This window comes from Cupriavidus taiwanensis LMG 19424 (assembly GCF_000069785.1).
GTDB lineage: Bacteria > Pseudomonadota > Gammaproteobacteria > Burkholderiales > Burkholderiaceae > Cupriavidus > Cupriavidus taiwanensis.
Genome location: NC_010528.1, coordinates 2,804,377 through 2,827,335 on the forward strand (window position 1 = coordinate 2,804,377; position 22,959 = coordinate 2,827,335).

The following is a 22,959-nucleotide window of genomic DNA, read 5'->3' on the forward strand; positions in this document are numbered from 1 at the left end:
GATGGCCGCCGTCAAGCTAGTCACGCGCTGCCCGGCCTGCCGCACCGCCTTCCGGCTGGTCGCCGACCAGTTGCGGCTGCGCCAGGGGCTGGTGCGCTGCGGCCAGTGCGAAACGGTGTTCGACGCGCGCGAGCACCTGATCGAAATTCCCCTGCCGGCTGGCAACACCGCGGGCAGCGCCCCGGCCTCGGCACCGAAGCCGGCAGCGCCTGCCTCCGCCACCGCTGATACCAGCGCGCCGCTCGTACCGTCACCAGCGGCACCCGCGCCGACGCCCGCCCCCACTCCCGCTTTCACCCCGACCATCGACCCCGGCTACGACGTGCCGGCGCTGGATGCGCCGACCATGCTGATGTCGTCGCCCGAGGACATGGCCGTGCCGCCACAGGCCGGCATGGACGATGCCGAGATCGAACGCGCGCTGCGCGAAGCCAACGCGGCCGTCGCCGACCGCGATGCGCGCGACGCGCAGCGCCAGGCCGCAGGCCCGCTCGCCGAAGCAGCCCCGGCCCCGGCACCAGCACCGTCGGAACAGCCGCCCGCCCCGGCAGCCGCTTGGCCTGCGCTGGACCACGGCGCGCTCGAGAGCCCGGCCGGGAAACCCGCGGCGGCGGCCCCAGGCGCCATCCCCAGCGCGAGCGAATTCCTGCGCGCGGCATCGGCCGATGAGGCATCCGAGCCAGCGCCGTGGCCGGATCACACCCAGCGCCCGGCTGACCAGTCTGCGGCCGCCACGCCGCCGAACCCAGTGCCCGCCGCCAGCGAGCAGGACCAAGCCCGCTCCGCTGGCCCCGACACCCTTGCCAGCGTCACCGGCGGCGCGGTCGCGCGCGAGCAGGCGACCCGCCGCTGGGTCCGCGCCGAAGCACCGGCGGGCCCGGTGTTCGCCCCTGACTTCCTGCGGCACGCGCGCGAGCGCGAACGTGAACGCCAGCCGCGCCGGCCCATCGCCGTGCCCCGTGTTGCCTGGCGCGCGGCAGCCGTGGTACTCGCCATCGCCGCGCTGTTGCAGCTTGCCTACTTGGGGCGCAGCCAGCTCGCCGGGCACTTCCCGATGCTGCGCCCGGCACTCGAGGCCGCATGCGCGCCGTTCGGCTGCACGGTACCGCCGTGGCGCGACATCGATGCGCTGCGCATCGAGACCTCGCAGCTGCAGCGCCAGGATGAAGGCGGCGACACCTACCTGCTGGCGGTCACGCTGCGCAACCTGGGCCGCGCCAGCACCGCGCTGCCGGCGATCGAGCTGGTGATGACCGACCTGCAGGACCAGTTGCTGCTGCGCCGGGTGCTGCTGCCCACGGAATACCTCGAGCCGTCGCAGCAGGCCTTTGCCTTACAAGGGCTGCGCGCGGGCATGGAGCTGCCGGTTCGGGTACGATTCCGGACGCAGCAGGCGCCAGCCAACTATCGCGTGCTGATTTTTTACCCCTGAATTCCTGGCCCGCCGCCGGACCGAATCCGAGTCTTGCGGCAGGCCTTGCCCCCGCTCCGGACTGCAACCGGAAACTCATCAGATATCAAGGAGTAGACATGAGCAACGTCACCCTCGGCGGCAACGCCATCGAAGTCGCAGGCAAGTTCCCGCAAGCCGGCGACAAGGCCCCCGCCTTCTCGCTGGTCGGCAAGGACCTGAAGGATGTCTCGCTGGCCGACTTCGCCGGCAAGCGCAAGGTGCTGAACATCGTCCCGAGCCTGGATACGCCGGTGTGCCAGGCGTCCGCGCGCAAGTTCAACGAAGCCGCCAGCGGCCTGGCCAACACCGTGGTGCTGACCATCTCCGCCGACCTGCCGTTTGCCATGGGGCGCTTCTGCACCGCCGAAGGCCTGGCCAACGTGGTGCCGCTGTCGACCATGCGTGGTGCCGAGTTCAAGGGCAACTATGGCGTCGACATCAAGACCGGCCCGCTCGCCGGCGTGACCGCCCGCGCCGTGGTGGTGCTGGACGAGAACGACACCGTCAAGTACAGCCAGCTGGTGCCCGAGATCAAGAACGAGCCCGACTACGACGCCGCCCTGGCCGCGCTGAAGTAACAGGCGGCGCGCCTGCGATGTCAGCGGCCGCCCGCGACCACGGGGCGGCCGCTTCTGTTTTTGCGTTACTGCTTCTGCCCGCAAGGGCGCCGATCCACCGAAACCAACCCGACACCTGGAGAGAGCATGGCCAGCCTGATCTGCGGCTCCGTCGCCTACGACACCATCATGACGTTCGACGGACGCTTCCGCGAACACATCCTGCCGGACCAGATCCACATGCTGAACGTCTCGTTCCTGGTGCCCGGCATGCGCCGCGAGTTCGGCGGCTGCGCCGGCAACATCGCCTACACGCTCAAGATGCTGGGCGGCGATCCGGTGGTGATGGCCACCGTCGGCATCGATGCCGAACCGTACCTGGAATACCTGCGCAAGCTGGAGATCCCCACCGGCCATATCCGCGTGCTGCCGGAGACGTTCACCGCGCAGGCCATGATCACCACCGACCTGGACAACAACCAGATCACCGCCTTCCACCCTGGCGCAATGAGCCAGTCGCAGCTGAACCATGTCAAGGACGCGCTGGGCGGCGCCCAGGCGCCCAGCCTCGGCATCGTTGCGCCCGACAGCCGCGAAGGAATGCTGCACCACGCGCGCCAGTTCGCCGAAGCCGGCGTGCCGTTCATCTTCGACCTGGGCCAGGCCATGCCGCTGTTCAACGGCGACGACCTGCGGGAGTTCGTTGAACTCGCCAGTTACGTAACAGTCAATGACTACGAGGCGCAGGTCCTGCTGTCGCGCACCGCATGGACCAGCGCCGAGGTTGCCGCGAAGGTTCGTGCCTTCATCGTCACGCACGGCGAACGCGGCGCCAGCATCTTTGCCGATGGCCGCCAGTACGCGATCCCGGCCGTCGTGGCCGAGCGCATCGTCGATCCGACCGGCTGTGGCGACGCCTTCCGCGGCGGCCTGCTCTTCGGCATTGAAAACGGATTAGACTGGGAAACGACCGGCCGCCTCGCCTCGCTGATGGGATCGGTCAAGATCGCGCAGCAGGGTCCGCAGAACCACTGGTTGTCGCGCGACGAAATCGGCAACCGGTTCCAGTCTGCATTCGGGTACCGCTACGCCTGACCTGCGGCCGGCGCGTGGCGAATTTTTCGGGAACTGACATGACCAACAAGCTACGCGGCGGCGCGCATGCCGTCCTTGGGGCCACCCTGGTTGCCACGCTGGCCGCCGGCTGCGCCACGCAATCGAATTCCAACAGTGTCTACGGCACCGGGCAGGCGCAACGCGAACAGACCGTACGCTACGGCGTGGTCGAAGGCATCCGCGAGGTCACCATCCAGGGCGGCCAGACCGGCGCCGGCACGCTGGCGGGCGGCGCCATCGGCGGCATCGCGGCCGGCAGCACCATCGGTGGCGGCAACGGCGCGGTGGCGGCGGGCATCCTCGGCGCGGTGCTGGGCGGCATCGCCGGCAGCGCGGCCGAGAACAAGATCAACCAGCGCCGCGCGCTGGAGATCACCGTGCGCCTGGACAACGGCGAGATGCGCGCGATCACGCAGGAGGCCGACGAAGCCTTCCGCCCCGGCGAACGGGTGCGGCTGCTGTCGTCGGGCGGCGTGACCCGGGTCACGCACTGACGGCCGCACAGGCCCTCTCCCAAGGCGCACCCCAGGCGCCGTACCCGCAAGGGTGCGGCGCTTTTTCTTTGGCCGATCCGCCGGCCCAGCCATGCCGCGCGCGCCCATGAAAAAACCCGCCGGGCGGTTGCCATCGGCGGGTCGGCAAGACCTCAGGTGTCTTGCGGACCGGATACGCGGTATCCGGTCATGCGGGCACGACATGCGTGCCGTTGTGGTTCCTTGCGGAACAGGTAAGGTCCACGCCGTGGCGGCGCAGCTTACGGACGGTTGCCGGTCGGGAACGGCCAGGCAGCAGCCGGGTTCAGCGCGGTCTTGGCAGCCGAAGCGGGAGCAACGGCAGGCGCAGCGGCAGGCTTGGCAGCAGCCTTCTTGGCAGCCGGCTTCTTGGCAGCAGCCTTCTTGGCGGCCGGCTTCTTCGCAGCAGCCTTCTTGGCAGCGGCCTTCTTGGCGGGCGCCTTCTTGGCAGCAGCCTTCTTGGCCGGTGCTGCCTTCTTGGCGGCAACCTTCTTCACCGCGGCCTTCTTGGCCGGTGCCTTCTTGGCGGCGGCCTTCTTGGCCGGTGCTGCCTTCTTGGCGGCGACCTTCTTCACCGCGGCCTTCTTGGCCGGTGCTGCCTTCTTGGCGGCGGCCTTCTTGGCCGGTGCTGCCTTCTTGGCGGCGACCTTCTTCACCGCGGCCTTCTTGGCCGGTGCCTTCTTGGCGGCTGCCTTCTTGGCGGCCGGTGCAGCCTTCTTGGCGGCGACCTTCTTCACAGCAGCCTTCTTGGCGGCCGGCTTGGCGGCCTTCTTAGCCGCCGGCTTTTTCTTTGCAGCAGTTGCCATGGATAACTCCTTCACTAGAGAGTGAATATCGAATGACCTAAGTTGGCGACCCGACCGACCCGAGGCGCGCCACAGCAGCGCAGCCCCAGTCGAGCGAGCGATTCATCGGCGTGCGGCCCGACCACTGCTGCACGCTAATGAATTCGGTTGCAGGCGCACCGCCCATGGCGGTGCCTTGGCGGCCGGCGCGAGCCCGCAAGCGGGTCTCGGGCACCTGCCGCGCCCTGGAATATTCGATCAGCCCGCACCGCCCGTTGAGCCGGCGCGCGGCCAGAAATGAGGAGATATCGGACAGCTGGCCTGCGGTGCGGGCTTGGCCTCGCGCACGGCAGACGGCATTCATTCGGTGGTAGCTGGTCCAACCCGTTAATGGACCAAGGGAGACTGCACGCGTTTTAAGAAGCCGGTCGGGCCTGGTCTGCGTCAAAGTTCTCGTGCTCCTCAGCTACTACCTTCGTCATTGCATCGAAGCGCGCATCGCGCTTTTCGGTTCCATCTTGCTTCCTGCTTCGCTGCAATGAAGTGAGACTCTTGTCAAGGCGAATCATAATTCGTTTGCACGATGATGTTAAGAAAAAAGTGCAAAAAAACTTGCCTGCATGCATCGCTCCAACTAGTTCTCACGCGCGTCGTCACGAAGACGTTGCCGACGACATGCCAACGCGTCGCGCGCATGCCCGTCTCGTGACCCACTACGCGCGCTCGCGCACGCCGCGCGGCGCCCCTTCGCCGACCGTGCGCACCGCAGCTTTTACACACCGTCGCGCGTAGCGATGACAAGCCGCGCAGCATGCGCGCGACGACTGCGAACAGCGCTGCCGCGTGTCCTCGCACTTTCCGAAAAGCCGCATGGGCAAAGGCTTTGCGGGCGATGCACCAATGCGCGTGCGGCGCGCGTCGAGCGCTGCGGCGGCACGTTTCGACACGCGCGCGACGCGATCACCGGCGCGCGCGCTGCATGCTTTACACGCTCGACCCCGTACGCACGCGCGACGCCGTGCTCGATGTTCGACGATACCGGCGTCGGTCACCGCGCGACACCATCACCGCGCACGCGCGAGAGTGATGCGTGCACGCAACGGTTTGCATCGACGCAACGTCGAATGGCCTTCGCGAAGGCATCGCAAGGGCATCGCGAAGGCATCGCGAAGGCATCGCAAGGGCATCGCGAAGGCATCGCGAAGGCATCGAAGCGTTGCGATCGAGCCAAGCGCCGACGACAGCGAAGCGTCGCGGCAACACTCCTGAAGTCGCAGCGATGAGGTCGCATCGCGCTGCCCGATCCGGAGCGCGCGCGCCGCGCATTGCGGCTGCGTTCGCGCCGTCGCCAAGGACGCGCCGAGGTGCCGTCGGGCGCGTCGTACGTCCGCTTAGAGGATTGCTTCAGCGCTTGCGCGCAGGCGTGTTTTGCTGCGCCACAAAAACCCGCAAACGCCCGCTGCATGCGGCCTGGCGGGCAGCGGACTGGCGCCGCGGCACGGCGCGCGCCAGTCCGCGCCGGATTGCGGCGCGGCGGTTGCGCCAGTAGATTGGCGTGGCTACGAACCTCAAAGGAGACATCATGCGCAGCCCTTCCCCCATCGCCTGCACCATGCGCGCCGCGGTGCTTGCCGCCACCCTGCTTGCCAGCGCCGCGGCGCTGGCGCAGGCCACGCCCAGCGGCACGTGGAAGACCATCGATGACAACACCGGCAAGCCACGCGGGCTGGTGGAGATCACCGAGAAGAACGGCGTCTACAGCGGACGCCTGCTCAAGAGCTTCGTCGAGGGTGACGGCAAGCCGCGCGTCTGCGACAAGTGCACCGACGCGCGCAAGGACCAGCCCCTGATCGGCATGACCATCCTGTCCGGCTTGCGCAAGACCGGCGACAACGAGTGGAGCGGCGGCGAGATCCTCGATCCGGAGAACGGCAAGGTCTACAAGAGCAAGATGTCGCTGGCCGAGGATGGCAACAAGCTCAACGTGCGCGGCTTCATCGGCATCAGCCTGATCGGACGCACCCAGACCTGGGAGCGCGAGCGCTGAGCGCTGCCGGCACTCAGGGTTTCTCCGGGGCCTGCGGTGGGTGACCTGCCTAAGGAGAAACAGCAGGCGAAAAAAAACCGGGCGGTGATGAACCGCCCGGTTTTTTTGTCCCCGATGCTGCGCTTTACATGCGGTAGCGCAGCGTAGCCATGACGCTGCGCGGAGCGCCCGGCATGTTCAGGTTGGGATTGGTGCCGTGCGCCGAGACGATGTAGCCCTTGTCGAACAGGTTGTACACGTTCAGCTGGGCCTCGAAGGCGCCGCGGCGGTACCAGGCCATCGCGTCGGCGGTGACATAGCCTGGCAGGGTCACGGTGTTCTGCGGGTCGGCATAGCGCGCGCCTACCAGGTTGGCGCCGAGGCCGACACCGAAGCCGTGGCCCAGGTCCTTGGTCACCCACAGGTTGCCGGAGTGGCGCGGCGTGATGGTGGCGCGCTTGCCCTGCAGCGCGGCGCTGGACTTGGTGATGGTGGCGTCCAGGTAGGCGTAGCCGGCCAGCATGCGCCAGCCGCTGCCCAGCTCGGCCGCGCCGGAGAGCTCCACGCCGTCGGTGCGCTGCTCGCCGATCGGCAGCAGCGCCGTGTTGGTGGCGTTGGCGACCTTGATATTGCTGCGCTCCAGGCGGAACACCGAGATCGTGGTGCTGGCCTTGCCGTTCAGCCAGTCGTACTTGGCGCCGACTTCCGTATTCCTGGTGCTCTCGGGGCCGAGATCCGCATTGTTGGCCGCCAGCGCAAAGGCTTCGCCGGACGGTTGGAACGACTTGCTCCACGACACGTAGTACGACTGCGTCTTGCTCGGCTGCCACACCAGGCCGGCACGCGGGCTCCAGGCGGAGTCGCTGCGCGACAGGTCGCGCTGACCGGCGATGCGGTTGCGGGTCTCCTGCTGGAAGTTGTCGTAGCGCACCCCGACCAGCGCCTTCCACTGCTCGCTGAAGGTGATCATGTCCTGGGTGTAAAAGGCCAGCGTGTCGAAGATGCCCAGGTTCGAGGTGGTCGGGTTGCCCGGTGCCTGGCGCGGCAGCACCGGCAGCACCGGGTTGAACAGGTCGAAGGTGCCCGGCACGGGCTTGGTGTTGTTGACCTGGTCCTTGTTCTGCTGGCCGACCTCCATGCCGTACAGGATCTCGTGCTTGGTGCCGAAGAGCGTCGCCTTCTGGATCAGGTCGGTCTGGTTGAACCAGCCATGTTCCTCGCGGCGGACATTGCCGTGGTTCATGGTCAGGCGTTGCGTCGCCTCGTTGACCGCGGAGGTCAGCGTGTTGTTCCGGTCGAGCGAGTAGTGGTAATACCGCGTCGCATTGCGGATCGACCAGTTCTCATTGAAGCGATGGTTGATGGTGGCAGTGCCGGAGAACACACGCGACTGTGAGTAGTCGGCGTCGCGCGCATTGGCCGCGCCGTAGTAGCGCGACGCGGGAACATCCACCGGCCGGCCGCGGTACGCCGGGATGCCGAAGTCGGTCACGCGGCGGTCTTCCAGGTAGTCGGCCTGGAACAGCACGGTGGTCTCGGGCGCGACGCGCAGTTCCAGCGACGGCGCGATCGCCTTGCGGTCCAGGAACTGCTGCGAGCGGTAGCTGTTGGCCTTCTCCACCGCGCCGGTGATGCGGAACGCCGCGGCGCCGTCGGCGAAGACGCGGCCGACGTCGGCCTCGGCCCGGCGGTCGGCCCACATGCCGTAGCTGAGCGCGAAGTCGGTGACGTCGATGCCCGGCTTCTTGGTCACGCGGTTGATCAGGCCGCCCGACGAACCGCGCCCGTACAGCACCGCCGCCGGTCCCTTGATGACTTCGACGCGGTCGACGTTGGACAGGTCACGGAAGTACAGCGCATCGTCGCGGATGCCGTCGACGAACTGGTCGGCGATGGCGGTGAAGCCGCGGATGGAGACCTGGTCGCGCTGGCCGTCCCCTGTGGAGAACGACACGCCCGGCACGTTCTTCAGCGCATCCTGCATCGAGGTGGCGTGCTGGTCGCGCATGACCTCGGCTGTGACCACGTTGACGGTTTGCGGCACGTCGCGCAACGGCGCTTCGGTCTTGGTCGCGCTGACCGCGTTGGGCGGGTTGTAGCCCGCGCCGAGTTCACGGCTGACGTCCGCCTTGACGGTGACCTCCGGCAACTGCGCCGGCGTCGCCGCCGGTGCGGACTGTGCCCACACCAGCATCGGTTGAAATACGAAGCTCCCCGCCACCGCGGCACAAATCGGGTGAAGTTTTATTCTCATTGGCCAGTAATCGACTGTAATAATTTGGAAAAGCGGGCGAATTATCGATTACGGAATTGTCATGGTCAACGAGATTGCGAATTATTCCTATTCCCAATCAAGATATGTTGCTTTCAACACAATCGTGGCCGATGGCAGCTTCGGTTTTGTGATCCTTTTCTGACTTTTGGGCCGGTCGCGCTAGGCCAGTTGCGCCGCCAGCGCATCACGCGCTTGCGCAATGAATGCCGACTCGCCCCGGCGCGCGGGCAGCAGGAAGAACTCCGCCTCCGGCAGCCGCGGCAGCCCCAGCCGCGCGACGGTGGCACCGTCCAGCGGCGCTACGCCAGGGCCGATCGCCGAAGCGTTCAGGCATGACAAGCCCAGTCCGGCAGCCAGCGCGAGATGCAGTCCTGCGACGCCTGACGCGGAATGGGCAATCTCGAACGGCACCCGCTTGCGCAGCAGCCGCTGCACCACGTACTGGTGCAGCGAGCAGGTGTCTGGCAACAGCACCAGCGGCAGCGTCGCGGGGAGCGTGTCGGCCTCGGCGGGCGCGGCTACCCAGGCGAGCGGCTCGCGTCGCAGCACCGTGCCGCGCGCGGCCGCGCCGCGCGTGCCGGGCAGCCGCATGCTCAGCCCGATATCGAAGGTGTCGCGCCCGGCGGCGGCATCGATCGCCGCGCTCTTCATCACCGTCACATGCAGGCGCAGGTACGGATAGCGCTCGCGCAGGCGCCGCAGCATGCCGGCGATCTCGGCGGGGCGGAAATAGTCCGTCACCGCCAGGCGCAGCTCGCCTTCCAGCGCGTGGCCGCGCAGCTCCTGCAGCGCCAGTTCATGCAGCGCCAGGATGCGCCGCGCGTGCTCCAGCAGCCGCTGACCGGCCGGCGTCGGCTGCGCGCCGTGGCGGCCGCGTGTCAGCAGCGGCACCCCGGCGCGTTCTTCCAGCTTGCGCAGCTGCTCGCTGACCGACGACTGCGACAGGAACAGCCGGGGTGCCGCGGCCGACAGGCTGCCGCTGTCGGCAACCGTCACGAAGGTGCGCAACTGGTCGGTGTCGAATCCACGCATGGCAAGCCTCCGGGCAGAGTTGGAATCGTTTCGGCATAGCCGATGGAAGGCATCTGTTATTCCTGCTTTTCCGATACTACACCACGCCCTACCATGGCTTCACCAACCCGCCCGAAACCAAGGAGCCCCGCCATGCCCCACATCGTCCTGCACCTGGCCGGCCAGCCCGATGCCGACCTCACCCGCCGCAGCGCCAGGGCCATCGCCGACCTGACCGAGCGCGTGCTCGGCAAGCAGCGCGACGTCATCGCCGTCACGGTCCAGTACATCCCGCACGACAGCTGGATCATCGCCGACGCGCCGCTGTCCGAGCAGGGCCGCAATGCCTTCCACCTGGACATCAGCGTGACCGATGAAACCAACACCAAGGCGGAGAAGGCGCAGTTCATCGCAGCCGTGTTCGAGGCCATGTCCGGGCTGCTGGGCAACCTGCATCCCGTCTCCTACGTCCACGTGATCGACGCGCGCGCCGCGGCGTACGGCTACGGCGGGCGCACGCAGGAGTATCGCCACCAGCACCGGTGAAGCCAGGCTGCTCCTTCCTGCCGGCGGCCGCCACCGCGGCGCCCGCGGCGAGCCTCAAAGGTTTCGCCGCGGGCCAAGCTGTGGCACAGTCGCCGGCTGATCCCTTTTCCTGACGCACAGAAAGAGACAACGCGCCACAAGCGCAGGACCGCCGCGGCAACGGACCGCACCTCAGGAGAAGGCAACCCTGAAGGAGATCCGATGTCTTTCCTGATCGTACTGGCTGCCCTTGCCTTTCTGATGTTCGCCGCCTACCGCGGCTACAGCGTGATCCTGTTCGCACCGATCGCCGCGCTGGCCGCGGTGCTGATGACCGACCCGTCGGCGGTGGCGCCGGTGTTCACCGGCATCTTCATGGAGAAGATGGTCGGCTTCGTGAAGCTGTATTTCCCTGTCTTCTTATTAGGCGCGGTGTTCGGCAAGGTGGTCGAGCTGTCTGGCTTTTCCGAATCCATCGTCGCGGCGGCGATTCGCTATATCGGACGAACGCGCGCCAATGCGGTGATCGTCACGGTGTGCGCGCTGCTGACCTACGGCGGCGTGTCGCTGTTCGTGGTGGTGTTTGCGGTCTACCCGTTTGCCGCCGAGCTGTATCGCCAGAGCAACATCCCGAAGCGGCTGATGCCGGGCGCGATCGCGCTGGGCGCGTTTTCGTTCACCATGGATTCGCTGCCGGGCACCCCGCAGATCCAGAACATCATCCCCACCAACTTCTTCAACACCACCTCGTGGGCCGCGCCGGTGCTGGGCGTGGCCGGGTCGCTGTTTATCCTGGTGGTAGGCCTGAGCTACCTGGAATGGCGTCGCCGCGCCGCGGCCGCGCGCGGCGAAGGCTATGGCACCAACCTGCGCAACGAGCCGGAGCGCAGCCAGGCCGGCAAGCTGCCGCACCCGCTGCTGGCACTGCTGCCGCTGGTGGTGGTGGGCGTGGCCAACTTCTGGCTGACGCGGATGATCCCGCTGTGGTACGGCGAATCCAACAGCGTGGCGCTGCCCGGACTGGCCAAACCGGTCGAAACCAAGATTGCCAGCGTTACCGCGATCTGGGCCGTGGAAGGCGCGCTGCTGCTGGGCATCGCCGTGGTGCTGGTCACCGCCTTCGGCGCCCTGCGCGAACGCTTTGCCGAGGGCACCAAGGGCGCGGTCGGCGGGGCGCTGCTGGCATCGATGAACACCGCGTCGGAATACGGTTTCGGCGGCGTCATCGCCGCGCTGCCGGGCTTCCTGGTGGTCAGCGACGCACTGCGCGCCATCCCCAACCCGCTGGTCAATGCCGCGGTGTCGGTCAGCACGCTGGCCGGCATCACGGGCTCGGCCTCGGGCGGCATGAGCATTGCGTTGGCGGCGATGTCGCAAAGCTTCATCGCCGGCGCACAGGCCATGCAGATCCCGCTGGAAGTGCTGCACCGCGTGGTGTCGATGGCCAGCGGCGGCATGGACACCCTGCCGCACAACGGCGCCGTGATCACGCTGCTGGCCGTGACCGGCCTGACCCATCGCGAGTCCTACCGCGATATCTTCGCGGTCACGCTGATCAAGACCGCCGCGGTGTTCTTCGTCATCGCGCTGTATTTTCTGACCGGACTGGTTTGAAGCATTCCCGGTGCGCGCGGGTTGTACAGTGCCGGTGTTGTTAACTAGTGTGGTTGGGTGCCGCCGGGCGTCCGACCCCGGCCAACCTGGAAGCCATCCGATGAAGCAAGTCACCCTGCCCGACGGCGAGCGCGTCCCGGCGCTCGGCATGGGCACATGGAATATGGGCGAGTCCCCCGCCGCGCGTGCCGAAGAGATCGCCACGCTGCGCCTGGGCCTGGACCTGGGGCTGCGCCTGATCGATACCGCCGAGATGTACGGCGAAGGCCAGTCCGAGGACATGATCGGCGAGGCCATCGCCGGCCGGCGCGACGACGCCTTCCTGGTCAGCAAGGTCTACCCGTTCAACGCCAGCCGGCGCGGCACCGTGCAAGCCTGCGAGCGCAGCCTGAAGCGGCTGCGCACCGACCGCATCGACCTCTACCTGCTGCACTGGCGCGGCGGCGTGCCGCTGGAAGAGACCGTGCAGGCCATGGAGGCGCTGCAGCGCGACGGCAAGATCCGCCACTGGGGCGTCAGCAACCTTGACCTGTCCGATATGCAGGAATTATGGGACGCGCCGGGCGGCAGCCGCGTGGCCACCAACCAGCTGCTGTACAACCTGGGGCGGCGCGGCATCGAATGGGACCTGTTGCCTTGGCTGCGCCAGCGCGGCGTGCCGGTGATGGCCTACTCCCCCATCGAGCAGTCGCGCCTGCTCGGGCATCCGGGGCTGAAGCGATTCGCGCGCGACCACGGCATGACGGCGGCGCAGGCGGCGCTGGCCTGGCTGCTGGCCCAGGACGGCGTCATCGCCATCCCCAAGACCGGCCGGCGCGAGCGGCTGCAGGAAAACCTGGGCGCGCTCTCGAAGGCGCTGTCGCCCGCGCAACTGGCCGAGATCGACCGCATGTTTCCGCCGCCCGACGGCCCGGGCCCGCTGGAAATGCTCTGATCGGGCGGCGGGCCTGTCAGTTCTGGCGGGCCAGGTAGCGCTCTCGCTCGACGTAGCGCACCAGGTAGCTGCGCGCCTTGTCGCGGGTGTCGGTGGTCACGCGCGCCGCCGCCTGGCGCGCGCCGCTCTTGCCGTGCGACGACGACATCTGCGCGTCGAGATAGCTGCGGAACGCGGTGTGCATCGCGTCCAGCTCAGGCTGGCACGCTGCCAGCGCAAGGTCGGCCACGTCCTTCGACTGGCCCTTGGCCGACAGGTTGTCGTTGGCCTTCTTCTGCGTGCAGTCCATGTATCGGGCGCGCAGCGCCTGCCAGCCGCTGGGGTCGGCCGCCGCGGCGGCCGCGGCGTCGGCGGAAGCCTGCGGAGGCTGGGAAGCGCATGCGGCCAGCAGGACCAGCGAGGCCAACGGCAGGGCGGTAAGGAATGTCTTCATGGCGAATCGTTACGGTCACGGCGCAGCGGCGTCACATGGGGCAGCCATGGGACGTACCGGGCGCAAGGCCCACTATTCTTGCCGCGAACGGCCATCGCGTACCACCTTCGTCACAAATGGAAACGTCTGATTGTCCTGAATCATTTGCCGGGGTGATTTCGGCGCCTATGCTTCAAAGGGAACAACAACAAGGAGACGAGATGAAACGTCGAACCTTCCTTTCGGCCAGCGCGGGGCTGGCCCTCGGCACGCTCGCCACCGGCGCGTGCACCACCACCAAGCCCGACGCCCCTGCCGACAAGGGCGCGCGCCGGCGCGAACTGGACTCCGGCGCCGATGCCACGCTGTCGCGCCTGTACAGTTCGGTCAATGGCGCGCGCGACCTCGGCAACCGCGCGCGCGGCATCCTGGTGTTCCCGAAAACCTTGTCGGCCGGCTTTATCGTCGGCGGCGAGTATGGCGACGGCGTGCTGCGCTCCGGCGGCGCCACGCGCGGCTATTACCGGCTGGTCTCGGGCTCGGTCGGCTGGCAGATCGGCGCGCAGTCCAAGTCCGTGATCCTGATGTTCCTGACGCAGGAAGCCTACGACAAGTTCGTGCGCAGCAGCGGCTGGACCGCAGGCGTCGATGCCACCGTGGCGCTGGCCACGATTGGCGCAAACGGTGTGCTTGACACCAATACCGCCCAGCAGCCCATCGTCGGCTTCGTGCTGACCAATGCGGGCCTGATGGCGGGCCTGAGCTTCGAGGGCAGCAAGATCACCCGGCTCGACCTGTAGCAGCGGATTGCGGTGGATGCCCGCGCGGCCGTCGGGCCGCGCGGCGTCGGGCATTTTTTCGCGATGGTGCGCCGCGGCGTTAGAATTCGTCCCTTTGGCCGAATTCCCCATGTGGTTCAAGAACCTGCAGGTCCATCGTTTCTCCGCCCCGTGGTCGCCGAGCGCCGACGAGGTCGAAGCCAGCCTGGCGAAGCACGCCTTCTTTCCCGGCACCAGCCTCGAGATGCAGACGCAAGGCTGGGCCTCGCCCCGTGACAACGGCCCGCTGGTCCATACCGTCGGCCGCCAGATGCTGCTGACCCTGCGCACCGAAAAGAAGCTGCTGCCGACCACCGTGGTCAACCAGGTCACGCGCGCCCGCGCCGCCGAGATCGAAGAGCAGCAAGGCTACAAGCCGGGCCGCAAGCAAATGAAGGAACTGAAGGAGCAGGTCACCGAAGAGCTGCTGCCGCGCGCCTTCAGCATTCGCCGCGACACGCGGGTGTGGATCGATCCTGACAATGGCTGGCTCGCCATCGACGCCGCCGCCGCGGCCAAGGCCGATGAAGTGCGCGGCATGCTGTTCAAGGCGCTGGACCCGCTGCCGCTGATCAACCTGCACGTCAACCAGTCGCCGGTGGCGGCCATGACCGAGTGGCTGGCCGGCGATGCCGCGCCCGCCGGCTTTACCGTCGACCAGGAAATCGAGCTGCAGTCCGGCGCCGAAAGCAAGGCCACGGTACGCTACGTGCGCCATCCGCTCGACCCGGAAGACCTGCGCCGCCATATCGCCGCCGGCAAGCGCTGCACGCGCCTGGCGATGACCTGGAACGACCGCGTCTCGTTCGTGCTGACCGACGGACTGGTGGTCAAGAAGGTGGCGCCGCTCGACGTGATCAAGGAACAGGCCGACGGCACCGCGCACGATGAAGACGAGCGCTTCGACGCCGACTTCACCATGATGGCGGGCGAGCTGTCGGGCCTGCTGGTCGACCTGACCGAGGCGCTTGGCGGCGAGCGCAAGGCCTGAGCCGGCGTCCTCGCTAACCCGTGGCGCGGTCAGCGGACCGCGCCACGCCCGCGGCTATTCCACCCAGTTCACCTTCGGGAAGCGCCCGGCGAATCCCGCCGGCATCTCCACCACGCGCTTGGCCACGTAGTCGAAGAAGACGAAGCCCGACTTGGCCATCGCGATCAGCGCGCCATCGGCCGGCCGCGTGATGCGGAAGATGATGTCGCCGCCGTACTTGTTGAAGTCCATCACGCCCACCTCGAACAGCAGCTGGTCGCGCGCATGGGCCTCGTTGCGGTACATCGTCGCCAGGTCGGTGACGATGATGCCGACGCCTTCCTCGCGCACATCCTCGCTGCCGAATTCGAACAGGAACCGCGCCCGCGCCTCCGAAATCATTGAGATCATCGAATCATTGGCAAGGTGGTTGGCCGAATTGATGTCCGTCACGCGCACGGTGAGGTGCGTGGCGTAGCAAAGCTGGTCGGCGGGCAGGTCGAGTTTGAGGCGGGCCATGGTGGTTCAAGCAGGAAATGGATCGAGCGCCGCATTGACCCGGCTGACTGAACGCGCCGGCAGCGGCGGCGCCATCATAAGCGATGCCGCGGTTCGGATTGCGGCACGGCCGCCTGCCCCTGCGCACACCCGATCCGGGTAAGTACTCCCCACCGTTTTCGTCCATCCCGCCGATGCCGCGATGCGTCGCGGCCTCGTACGCTGCGCGTTGCCGTGGCCGCTGGTGCACTGACCCAGGGCCGCATGCCGACACGACGTCAACTACAGGAGGAAACACCATGCAAGCCGACCGCCGCAAGGCCCTGCACTGGCTGGGAGCCGGATCCCTCGCCGCCGCCGCTTCAACCCTGGGACTCGGCCTGGCCCGGGCCCAGCAGGCCTGGCCGGCGCGGCCCGTACGCCTGGTCGTGCCCTACCCGCCCGGCGGCGCCACCGACGTGCTGGCGCGCGCGCTGGGCGACCCGCTGGGCAAGCTGTGGCAACGCCCGGTGATCGTCGAGAACCGGCCCGGCGTGGGCGGCATGATCGGCGCCGACGTGGTCGCCAAGGCGCAGCCGGACGGCTACACGCTGCTGCTGGCCCTGCCCAGCCTGGTGCAGACCCCGTACATGGTAGCCAAGCCGCCGTTCGACCCGCTGCGCGACCTGACCGCGATCGGCCAGCTGTGCACCTCCAGCCTGGTGCTGACCGGCAGCAGCGCCATGCCGCGCACGCTGCCGCAAATGGTGGCCCTGGCCAAGTCCCATCCTGACAAGTTCTCCTATGGCACCTACGGCATCGGCACCGGCGCCCATCTCTACATGCAGGTGTTCCTGAAGGGCGCCGGCGCCGAGCTGGTACACGTGCCGTACAAGGGCGAAGCGCCGATCGCCACCGACCTGATCGGCGGCCAGATCTCGCTGGGCACGCTGTCTCCGATGACGGTGCGCCAGCATGCGCGCACCGGCAAGCTGCAGCCGCTGGCGGTGACCGGCAATACCCGCGCGCCGATGCTGCCCGAGGTGCCCACCTTCCAGGAACTCGGCTACAAGGGCCTCGACGGCCCGGCATGGCTGGGCCTGTTCACCACCGCCGGCACGCCGCAGTCCATCGTCGACAAGATCTCGGCCGACGTGGAAACGGTGATGGCTGCACCCGACATCCGCCAGCGCCTGGGCGACCTCGGGCTGATCGTCAAGACCACGCAGCCGGCGGCCTTCGCGGCGACGACGCGTGCCGACCAGGCGTACTGGGGCAATGTGATCAAGGAAAACAATATTCGGCTGGATTGAGGCGGGGCGGAGCGGACGGAACATCCTGGCCGCTTGCGCCGCCAAGCAAGGGCTTCGCCGTGGTGGCCGGCGAGGTGCGGCAACTGGCGCACCGCTGCGGCGTCGCCGCGCGCGAGATCCGCGGCTAGATCAACACCTCGGTCGAGCGCGCGCACGCCAGCAGAGAAACGACGTTCAGACCTGCGGTAGCGGAGGGGCATCGACCCCTTCGCTTGCGCCACCCGACCCAACCGGAACACTGCCACCGCATCGCGCAGCGCGCGCGCCTGTTCAGCCATCGACTGCGTCGCCGCCGAAGCCTGCTCGACCAGCGCCGCGTTCTGCTGCGTGACCTCGTCGAGCTGGCCGACGGCCAGGTTGACCTGCTCGATGCCGTGGCGCTGCTCGCCCGACGCGGCGGCGATCTCGTTCACGATGCGTGAGGCATGCGCCGTGGCCACGGTCATCTCTTCGATGGTGCCGCCGGCGTTGGCGACCAGCGTGTGGTCGGCCGCGACGCGTTCGACCGATCCGTAAGTTAAGCCTGGGCCCGCGCCCGGCCCCACGCCGGAATCAGCAAAACCGCCACAAACCCACTTCCTGGCTATTGCAGAGAGATCGCCACACTCAGACAATCCCCGCACAATAATCACTTCCAACGGGAAAACCATAATGCGGGGGAAAATCGGGTCCGGCCGGCGGGGCGCGACATGGCGCGCACTGGCCTGCATGCTGACGTCCTTGGCGATGCTCAGTGCATGCGGGGGCGGCGGGGACGAGACGGCGTCCGCCGTCTCGTCTGCGCCGCCTGGCGATACCGCGCCTGCGGCACCGGTAGAAAACGTACCTGTCGTGCTGCCGCTTGGCGGCCTGAAGGCAGACTGCGTGGGACTGGACTGCGCGGCAACCGGCCCCGGCACCTACGCCGGCAGCGGTGTCGGCATCTGGAAAGTGGTCAACGACACCGCCGCCCCGGTTGCCGTGCCGCTGTCGATCCAGGGGCTGAGCGGGCAGGACGTGACACTGGTCTTCACCAACATCACGATGTCGCCGCAGCCCATGCATCCGCTTCCCCTGGCGTCCCGCCGGGCCGGCCAGACCCCGTACCGCTCGTTGATGGAGGCTGGCACCGCTCCGACGATCCGGCCCGTGCCGGCGGCGATCCGCGAATTCAACCGCGTCGACGGGCCCGCTCTGCTGAAGACCCAGCGGCTGGCACCGCCGCGGCGCGCAATGCGCGCGGCACCGGCCGCGGTCGGTGACCGGCGCACGTGGCATGTCCATGTGGAAACCATGGAAACACGCGAGACCACGTTGCAGCGCAGCGCGACACGCGACGGCGTCACGGTCAATCTCTGGGTGGAAGACGGCGAGGCCGCCCCGGACAGGGTGTCCGATGCCATGCTCGACGGCATCCTGGCCCGCTTCTTCACCGACCCGGATGCGGTCTACGGGCGCGCTACCGCCCTGGTCGGGCAACCCTGGGGCACGCACGAGTACAGCGACCTGATCGCGCCTGGCGGCCCGCTCGATATCGTTCTGGTCAACTTTGACCACGATGACCAGCCATACGGGCTGATGGGCTATTTCTGGTCCTACAACAACTTCCGGGTGAGTCCCGACACGCCGGAAAGCAACCAATCGCTATCGCTGTACCTGGACACGGAGACCTTCTACCGCGCCATGAGCGGCGTCGGCGTAACCACGCAGTACAACACGCTCTCCCATGAATTCATGCATATGGTGAATTTCTACCAGCGCGGCGTGTTGCTGGACAACACCTTCGACACCTGGATGGAAGAGATGTCGGCGCTGATGCTGGAAGACGTGCTGGCCGATGGGCTGACGCCAACCTACAACCCGATCCGTGACGGCCGCTTCCCCGACTATCTCAACCAGGGCGGCTACAACTGCAACCTGGTCGCCTGGGACGACGACGCGTTATCGGCATGTTTCGGCTACAGCGTGGCCGGCAGCTTCGGCGCCTTCCTGCTGCGGCAGTACGGGCTGGACTTCTATCGCAACCTGCTGCGCAGCAACACCTCCACGGACTCGATTGCCCTGCTGGACGCGGCCATCCGCAACGCCGGCGGCCACGGCATGGCAGAGGCGGTGCGGCGTGCGGCGCTCAACGCGGCACTGCTGCCTGCCATCGGCACGCCGGCTGGCTTTGGCCTGCCGCAACGGATCGAGCATGGGGTGACCCTGGTGGCGGTCAACGGCCCGGAATACCTCGCAGACCGCGTGCTGCCGGCAACAGTGCCGGCGCAACTGGCGCCGTTGGGCAGCTTTCCCGCGGTGCGGCGCGCCGTGAGTGGCACGTACGCGGAGACCGTCACGGTGCCCGCCGGTACGACCTTGTCCGTGGTGGTGCGCTGAGTCTTGGACACGAGGCCCGCTCCCGGCGCCGTGCAGCGGGAAGCAGGAACGGAGGCGTACACTGCGTGGGGAACCGGTTCGCAATTGACCGACCCGACCCGGCCTGCCCCATGCCTATGTCCTCCCCGCTGATCCACTCCGACCGCCTGACCCTGTCGCCCTTCCGCGAAAACGACGCCGCCGAGGCGTGGCCGTGCATCACCCCCACGCTCGCCCGCTTCATGGAATGGGACCCCGCCCCGTCGCCCGAGGCGTTTCGCGACGCCTGGCAGGCATGGCTGCCGGCCATGGAGAAAGGGACCGACTTCGTCTTCACCGTCCGTCGAACCCTTGACGGTCATTTCCTCGGTCTGGCCGGCCTGCATCATGCCGACACGCCGGCGCCCGAGTTCGGCATCTGGATCCGGGAAGATGCCCACGGGCACGGCTATGGCAAGGAAGCGGTGCTGGCGGTGGCGGGCTGGGCGACAGCCACCTTGCGGCCGGCGCGGTTTGTGTATCCGGCCGCGGAGCAGAACTGGAAGAGCCGCCGGATCGCGGAAGCGATGGGCGGCGTCGTGGTGGACCGGCAGCCGGCACGGAAGTTTGTGCGGGTGGTGTATTCGGTGCCGGTGAAGTAGTCGGACCGCCGGACGGGCATCAGCAACCGATGCCTGCCGACCAGTGAATCGGCCCGACACTTCTATCTATAGCGCCGGGCGAACCGAAGAGTTAACGCCCCTTCCACACCGGCGGGCGCTTGCCAACGAACGCTTCCACCCCTTCCCGGAAATCCTCGCTGCCATAGCACTGCCGCACCAGATCGTCGGTATCGGCCACCGCCGCCACGGTCTGGCGGCGCAACGACTCCTTGATGACCGCCTGCGTCACCGGCGCGAGTGCACCGAGCCGCTCGCACAGCGCGGCGACTTCGGCGTCCAGCACCTCGGGCGCATGCACGCCCTCGAGAAAGCCGCAGGCCAGCGCCGCATCGGCATCGAGAATCTGCGCCAGCAACAGCATGCGTCGCACCGGCTGCAATCCCCATGCCGCGCGCAGCTTGGCCAGGTTCCGCGCCGATAGCGTATTGCCCAGCGTCTTCGCGATCGGCACGCCGAAGCGCGCACTGGGCGTTGCCAGCCTGAAGTCGCATGCGGTGGCGATGGCGAGCCCGCCGCCCACCGCCCAGCCGTCGATGACCGCCACGCTAGGCATCGGCAGCTGCTCGACCAGCGCGATGCCCTCGTCGATGCGCGCCTCGTAGGCGACCCCGTCATCCCCGCCCGAGAACTGCTGGAACTGCGCGATATCGGTCCCCGCGACAAAAGCCTCCCCGCCGGCGCCGCGCAGCACCACCACGCGCGCGCCGGCAGTGCCTTCCGCGGCCAGCACGCGGCAGTGTTCGGCGAGTTGCCCGTACATCGCCCACGTCATCGCATTGCGCGCGGCCGGGCGGTCGAACGTCAGCGTCGCGATCCGGCCCTGCCGCGTCAGCGTGACCCGCCCTTCGCCGGGCGCCTGCTGCGGGGCGCTCATGCGCCGAACGCGCCGGCCGCCGCCAGCGACTGCTGTTCGTCCTGCGACATGCCCAGCTCCGCAAGGATCTCGGCGGTGTGCTGCCCCAGCAGCGGCGGCGGGCGCCGTACCTGCTGCGGCGTGCCGCCCATCTTTACCGCGAAGCCGATATTGGGCACCTTGCCTTCGATCGGATGATCGATCTCGATGCGCATCTGGCGGTGCCTGCCGTGCTCGCTGTCGAACGCCTGCGGGTAAGTCAGGATGGGCCCCGCCGGGATGCCGACTGCCAGCAACTGATCGATCCAGTAATCGGCGCTCTGCTTGCCGAAGCTCTCTTCCAGCGCACCGATCAGCGCCTGCCGGTTGGCCAGGCGCAGTGCGACCGTGGCAAAGCGATCGTCCGCCAGCAGGTCGGGCCGGTCCAGCGTCTTGCATAGCAGCTGCCACAGCTTCTGGTTGGTCGCGCCCATCACGAAGTAGCCGTCGGCGGCCTTCATCGCCTGGTACGGCGCGCTCATGCGGTTGGCGGTGCCCAGCGGCTCGGGCTCGCGCCCGGTGCCCCAGTATTCGCAGGTGTCCCACACCGAGAACGCCAGCGCGGAATCGAACAGCGACGCATCGACATACTGCCCCCTGCCCGTCTCCTTGGCGCCGATATAGGCGGACAGCATGCCGTAGGTCGCGAACAGCGCGCAGCCGATATCGGCCACCGGCACGCCGGCCTTCACCGGTGCACCACCGGGATAGCCCGTCACGCTCATCACGCCCGACATCGCCTGCGCCATCAGGTCGAAACCCGGCCGCGTCGCCCACGGCCCGCTCTGGCCGAAGCCCGAGATGCTGCAATAGACCAGCTTCGGGTTGATATGGCTGAGCGTCTCGTAGTCGATGCCCAGGCGCTTCATCACCCCGGGGCGATAGTTCTCGACCAGGATGTCGGCCGTTTCCGCCAGCCGGTACAGCACCTCGCGGCCCGATTCGGTCTTCAGGTCCAGCGTGACGCTGCGCTTGTTGCGGTTCATGTTGAGGAAGCCCATGCTGTCCGGGCCCTTCATCTTGAACCCCATCGAGCCGCGCGTCTGGTCGCCGCCCTCGGGCGGCTCGATCTTGATCACGTCGGCGCCCAGGTCCGCCAGCAGCATGCAGGCGTACGGGCCGGCCATGACCTGGCTGACATCGAGCACGCGCACGCCGGCAAGCGGCAGGCGCGCAGCGTTGGCGTGGGTCGTGTCGGCGCTTGCGTCGCGGGAATCCATCATCGGTTGCATCCTGGGAAATTGGTTCGTGCTGCGTGCATCGGTGCGTCGGCGGTCGCCCATCAGCTCTCCGCCTTCACGCCGGCGTCCTTGATCACCTTGGCCCATTTGGCCGATTCCGCGGTGATGTAGGCGGCGAACTGCTGGTTCGATCCGCCCGAATCCTCGGCGCCGAAGCTCTTCAGCCGCTCGGCTACGTCGGGCATGGCTAGCACGCGGTTGACGTCTTCGTTCATGCGCTGCGCCAGCGCCGGCGGCATCCCCTTCGGGCCCACCAGCCCGTACCACGACGCCGCATCCAGGCCCGGGAAGCCCGATTCGGCCAGCGTCGGCACATTTGGATGGCTGGCCGCGCGCTTCAGGCGCGTCTGCGCGATGGCGATCACCTTGCCCTGCTGGACGAACGGCGTCGCCGCCGTCATGGTGTCGAAGGCGTAGTCGATCTGCCCGCCCATCAGGTCCGCCACCAGCGGACCCGAGCCCTTGTACGGCACGTGTACCACGTCGATCTTCGCCTGCATCCGGAACAGTTCCAGCGCCAGGTGCTGCGCCGAGCCGATGCCCGACGAGCCGAACGAGATCTTGCCCGGGTTCTTGCGGCACAGCGCCACGATGTCCGAAACCGTGCGCACCTTCTGTTCCGGACGGCAGGTCAGCATATTGGGCGTGACGCCGACCATCGAGATCGGCGTGAAATCCGTGCGCGGGTCGTACTTGACGTCCAGCAACGCCGGCGCGATCGCATGGCTGTTCACATGCGCCATCAGCAGCGTGGTACCGTCAGGCGGCTGCTTGGCCACATAGGCCGCGGCAATCGCGCCGGTGGCGCCGGGCTTGTTCTCCACCACCACGCTGGTGTTCCACATCATGCCCAGCTTCTGCCCGATCACCCGCGCCAGCACATCCGTGCCGCCGCCGGGCGCAAAGCCCACCATGATACGAACCGGCCCCGGCACATTGGCCGCGCGCACCAGGCCGGGCACCGCCAGCCCGGCCGCGGCCGCCAGAAGAAATTGCCTGCGCTGCATTGCGTGTCTCCTCTATCGTTAT

General features: G+C 67.8%; 22 protein-coding genes and 1 pseudogene. 14 read left to right on the plus strand and 9 right to left on the minus strand.

Going from position 1 to position 22,959, the window contains the following annotated elements:
• The first annotated feature begins 1 nt into the window (after position 1).
• The 4 genes from RALTA_RS12885 (at position 2) to RALTA_RS12900 (ending at position 3,620) form a co-directional block, all read left to right on the plus strand.
• On the plus strand, positions 2-1,432 hold the full coding sequence (locus RALTA_RS12885) for a DUF3426 domain-containing protein (RefSeq protein ID WP_012353876.1): 1,431 nt from the start codon (positions 2-4) through the stop codon (positions 1,430-1,432).
• 98 nt (positions 1,433-1,530) lie between these two features.
• Positions 1,531-2,031 carry a thiol peroxidase gene (gene tpx, locus RALTA_RS12890; protein ID WP_025583809.1) on the plus strand — a complete coding sequence of 167 codons (501 nt, stop codon included), beginning with the start codon at positions 1,531-1,533 and terminating at the stop codon, positions 2,029-2,031.
• Positions 2,032-2,157: 126 nt separating this feature from the next.
• On the plus strand, positions 2,158-3,105 hold the full coding sequence (locus RALTA_RS12895; protein WP_012353878.1) for a carbohydrate kinase family protein: 948 nt from the start codon (positions 2,158-2,160) through the stop codon (positions 3,103-3,105).
• Between the two features lie 38 nt (positions 3,106-3,143).
• Complete coding sequence (locus RALTA_RS12900) at positions 3,144-3,620, plus strand: outer membrane lipoprotein (protein ID WP_012353879.1); 477 nt, start codon at positions 3,144-3,146, stop codon at positions 3,618-3,620.
• A gap of 260 nt (positions 3,621-3,880) precedes the next feature.
• Here RALTA_RS12900 and RALTA_RS12905 read toward each other — a convergent pair whose 3' ends face one another.
• The gene (locus RALTA_RS12905) at positions 3,881-4,444 is read right to left on the minus strand and encodes a histone H1-like DNA-binding protein (RefSeq protein WP_012353880.1); all 564 of its coding nucleotides are present in this window, start codon (positions 4,442-4,444) and stop codon (positions 3,881-3,883) included.
• 1,004 nt (positions 4,445-5,448) lie between these two features.
• Here RALTA_RS12905 and RALTA_RS30270 point away from each other — a divergent pair.
• Positions 5,449-5,706 (plus strand): hypothetical protein, encoded by a 258-nt coding sequence (locus RALTA_RS30270; protein ID WP_157877129.1) that lies wholly within the window; start codon positions 5,449-5,451, stop codon positions 5,704-5,706.
• Positions 5,707-6,005: 299 nt separating this feature from the next.
• Complete coding sequence (locus tag RALTA_RS12910; protein WP_012353883.1) at positions 6,006-6,470, plus strand: DUF2147 domain-containing protein; 465 nt, start codon at positions 6,006-6,008, stop codon at positions 6,468-6,470.
• A gap of 124 nt (positions 6,471-6,594) precedes the next feature.
• Here the strand turns inward: RALTA_RS12910 and RALTA_RS12915 are convergent, their stop codons facing one another.
• The gene (locus RALTA_RS12915; protein WP_012353884.1) at positions 6,595-8,703 is read right to left on the minus strand and encodes a TonB-dependent receptor; all 2,109 of its coding nucleotides are present in this window, start codon (positions 8,701-8,703) and stop codon (positions 6,595-6,597) included.
• Between the two features lie 180 nt (positions 8,704-8,883).
• Entirely contained in the window at positions 8,884-9,756 is an 873-nt protein-coding gene (locus RALTA_RS12920) for a LysR family transcriptional regulator (protein ID WP_012353885.1), read from the minus strand.
• 132 nt (positions 9,757-9,888) lie between these two features.
• Between RALTA_RS12920 and RALTA_RS12925 the strand changes: the two genes are divergently transcribed.
• The 3 genes from RALTA_RS12925 (at position 9,889) to RALTA_RS12935 (ending at position 12,808) form a co-directional block, all read left to right on the plus strand.
• Positions 9,889-10,281 carry a tautomerase family protein gene (locus RALTA_RS12925; protein WP_012353886.1) on the plus strand — a complete coding sequence of 131 codons (393 nt, stop codon included), beginning with the start codon at positions 9,889-9,891 and terminating at the stop codon, positions 10,279-10,281.
• Positions 10,282-10,482: 201 nt separating this feature from the next.
• Positions 10,483-11,874: a GntP family permease gene (locus tag RALTA_RS12930; RefSeq protein WP_012353887.1), complete on the plus strand. Its 1,392-nt coding sequence runs from the start codon at positions 10,483-10,485 to the stop codon at positions 11,872-11,874.
• Positions 11,875-11,974: 100 nt separating this feature from the next.
• Positions 11,975-12,808 carry an aldo/keto reductase gene (locus tag RALTA_RS12935; protein ID WP_012353888.1) on the plus strand — a complete coding sequence of 278 codons (834 nt, stop codon included), beginning with the start codon at positions 11,975-11,977 and terminating at the stop codon, positions 12,806-12,808.
• Between the two features lie 16 nt (positions 12,809-12,824).
• Here the strand turns inward: RALTA_RS12935 and RALTA_RS12940 are convergent, their stop codons facing one another.
• Positions 12,825-13,241 carry a hypothetical protein gene (locus RALTA_RS12940; RefSeq protein ID WP_012353889.1) on the minus strand — a complete coding sequence of 139 codons (417 nt, stop codon included), beginning with the start codon at positions 13,239-13,241 and terminating at the stop codon, positions 12,825-12,827.
• 200 nt (positions 13,242-13,441) lie between these two features.
• Between RALTA_RS12940 and RALTA_RS12945 the strand changes: the two genes are divergently transcribed.
• The gene (locus RALTA_RS12945) at positions 13,442-14,020 is read left to right on the plus strand and encodes a BPSL1445 family SYLF domain-containing lipoprotein (protein ID WP_012353890.1); all 579 of its coding nucleotides are present in this window, start codon (positions 13,442-13,444) and stop codon (positions 14,018-14,020) included.
• Between the two features lie 109 nt (positions 14,021-14,129).
• On the plus strand, positions 14,130-15,029 hold the full coding sequence (locus RALTA_RS12950; protein WP_012353891.1) for a recombination-associated protein RdgC: 900 nt from the start codon (positions 14,130-14,132) through the stop codon (positions 15,027-15,029).
• 54 nt (positions 15,030-15,083) lie between these two features.
• On the opposite strand, the gene RALTA_RS12955 is transcribed toward RALTA_RS12950, so the two are convergent.
• Positions 15,084-15,527 carry a thioesterase family protein gene (locus tag RALTA_RS12955; RefSeq protein WP_012353892.1) on the minus strand — a complete coding sequence of 148 codons (444 nt, stop codon included), beginning with the start codon at positions 15,525-15,527 and terminating at the stop codon, positions 15,084-15,086.
• 278 nt (positions 15,528-15,805) lie between these two features.
• Here RALTA_RS12955 and RALTA_RS12960 point away from each other — a divergent pair, with 278 nt between their 5' ends.
• Entirely contained in the window at positions 15,806-16,798 is a 993-nt protein-coding gene (locus RALTA_RS12960) for a Bug family tripartite tricarboxylate transporter substrate binding protein (protein ID WP_012353893.1), read from the plus strand.
• A gap of 215 nt (positions 16,799-17,013) precedes the next feature.
• Here RALTA_RS12960 and RALTA_RS30785 read toward each other — a convergent pair.
• Positions 17,014-17,319 (minus strand): annotated as a pseudogene (locus tag RALTA_RS30785) (methyl-accepting chemotaxis protein); the annotation flags it as partial.
• 310 nt (positions 17,320-17,629) lie between these two features.
• Here RALTA_RS30785 and RALTA_RS12970 point away from each other — a divergent pair.
• A complete protein-coding gene (locus RALTA_RS12970; RefSeq protein WP_050976458.1) occupies positions 17,630-19,156 on the plus strand; it encodes a M30 family zinc metallopeptidase in 1,527 nt (508 codons plus the stop codon).
• A 110-nt stretch (positions 19,157-19,266) separates the two neighbouring features.
• Positions 19,267-19,776, plus strand: a complete 510-nt coding sequence (locus tag RALTA_RS12975) for a GNAT family N-acetyltransferase (RefSeq protein ID WP_012353895.1) — start codon at positions 19,267-19,269, stop codon at positions 19,774-19,776.
• A 91-nt stretch (positions 19,777-19,867) separates the two neighbouring features.
• On the opposite strand, the gene RALTA_RS12980 is transcribed toward RALTA_RS12975, so the two are convergent.
• The 3 genes from RALTA_RS12980 to RALTA_RS12990 are packed head-to-tail and all read right to left on the minus strand — an operon-like array spanning position 19,868 to position 22,937.
• Positions 19,868-20,671, minus strand: coding sequence for an enoyl-CoA hydratase/isomerase family protein (locus RALTA_RS12980; RefSeq protein WP_012353896.1), 804 nt, complete (start codon positions 20,669-20,671; stop codon positions 19,868-19,870).
• Entirely contained in the window at positions 20,668-21,912 is a 1,245-nt protein-coding gene (locus RALTA_RS12985; RefSeq protein WP_041232381.1) for a CaiB/BaiF CoA transferase family protein, read from the minus strand. The genes RALTA_RS12980 and RALTA_RS12985 overlap by 4 nt, the downstream gene beginning before the upstream one ends.
• 59 nt (positions 21,913-21,971) lie before the next feature.
• Entirely contained in the window at positions 21,972-22,937 is a 966-nt protein-coding gene (locus RALTA_RS12990) for a Bug family tripartite tricarboxylate transporter substrate binding protein (RefSeq protein WP_012353898.1), read from the minus strand.
• Between the last annotated feature and the right edge of the window lie 22 nt (positions 22,938-22,959).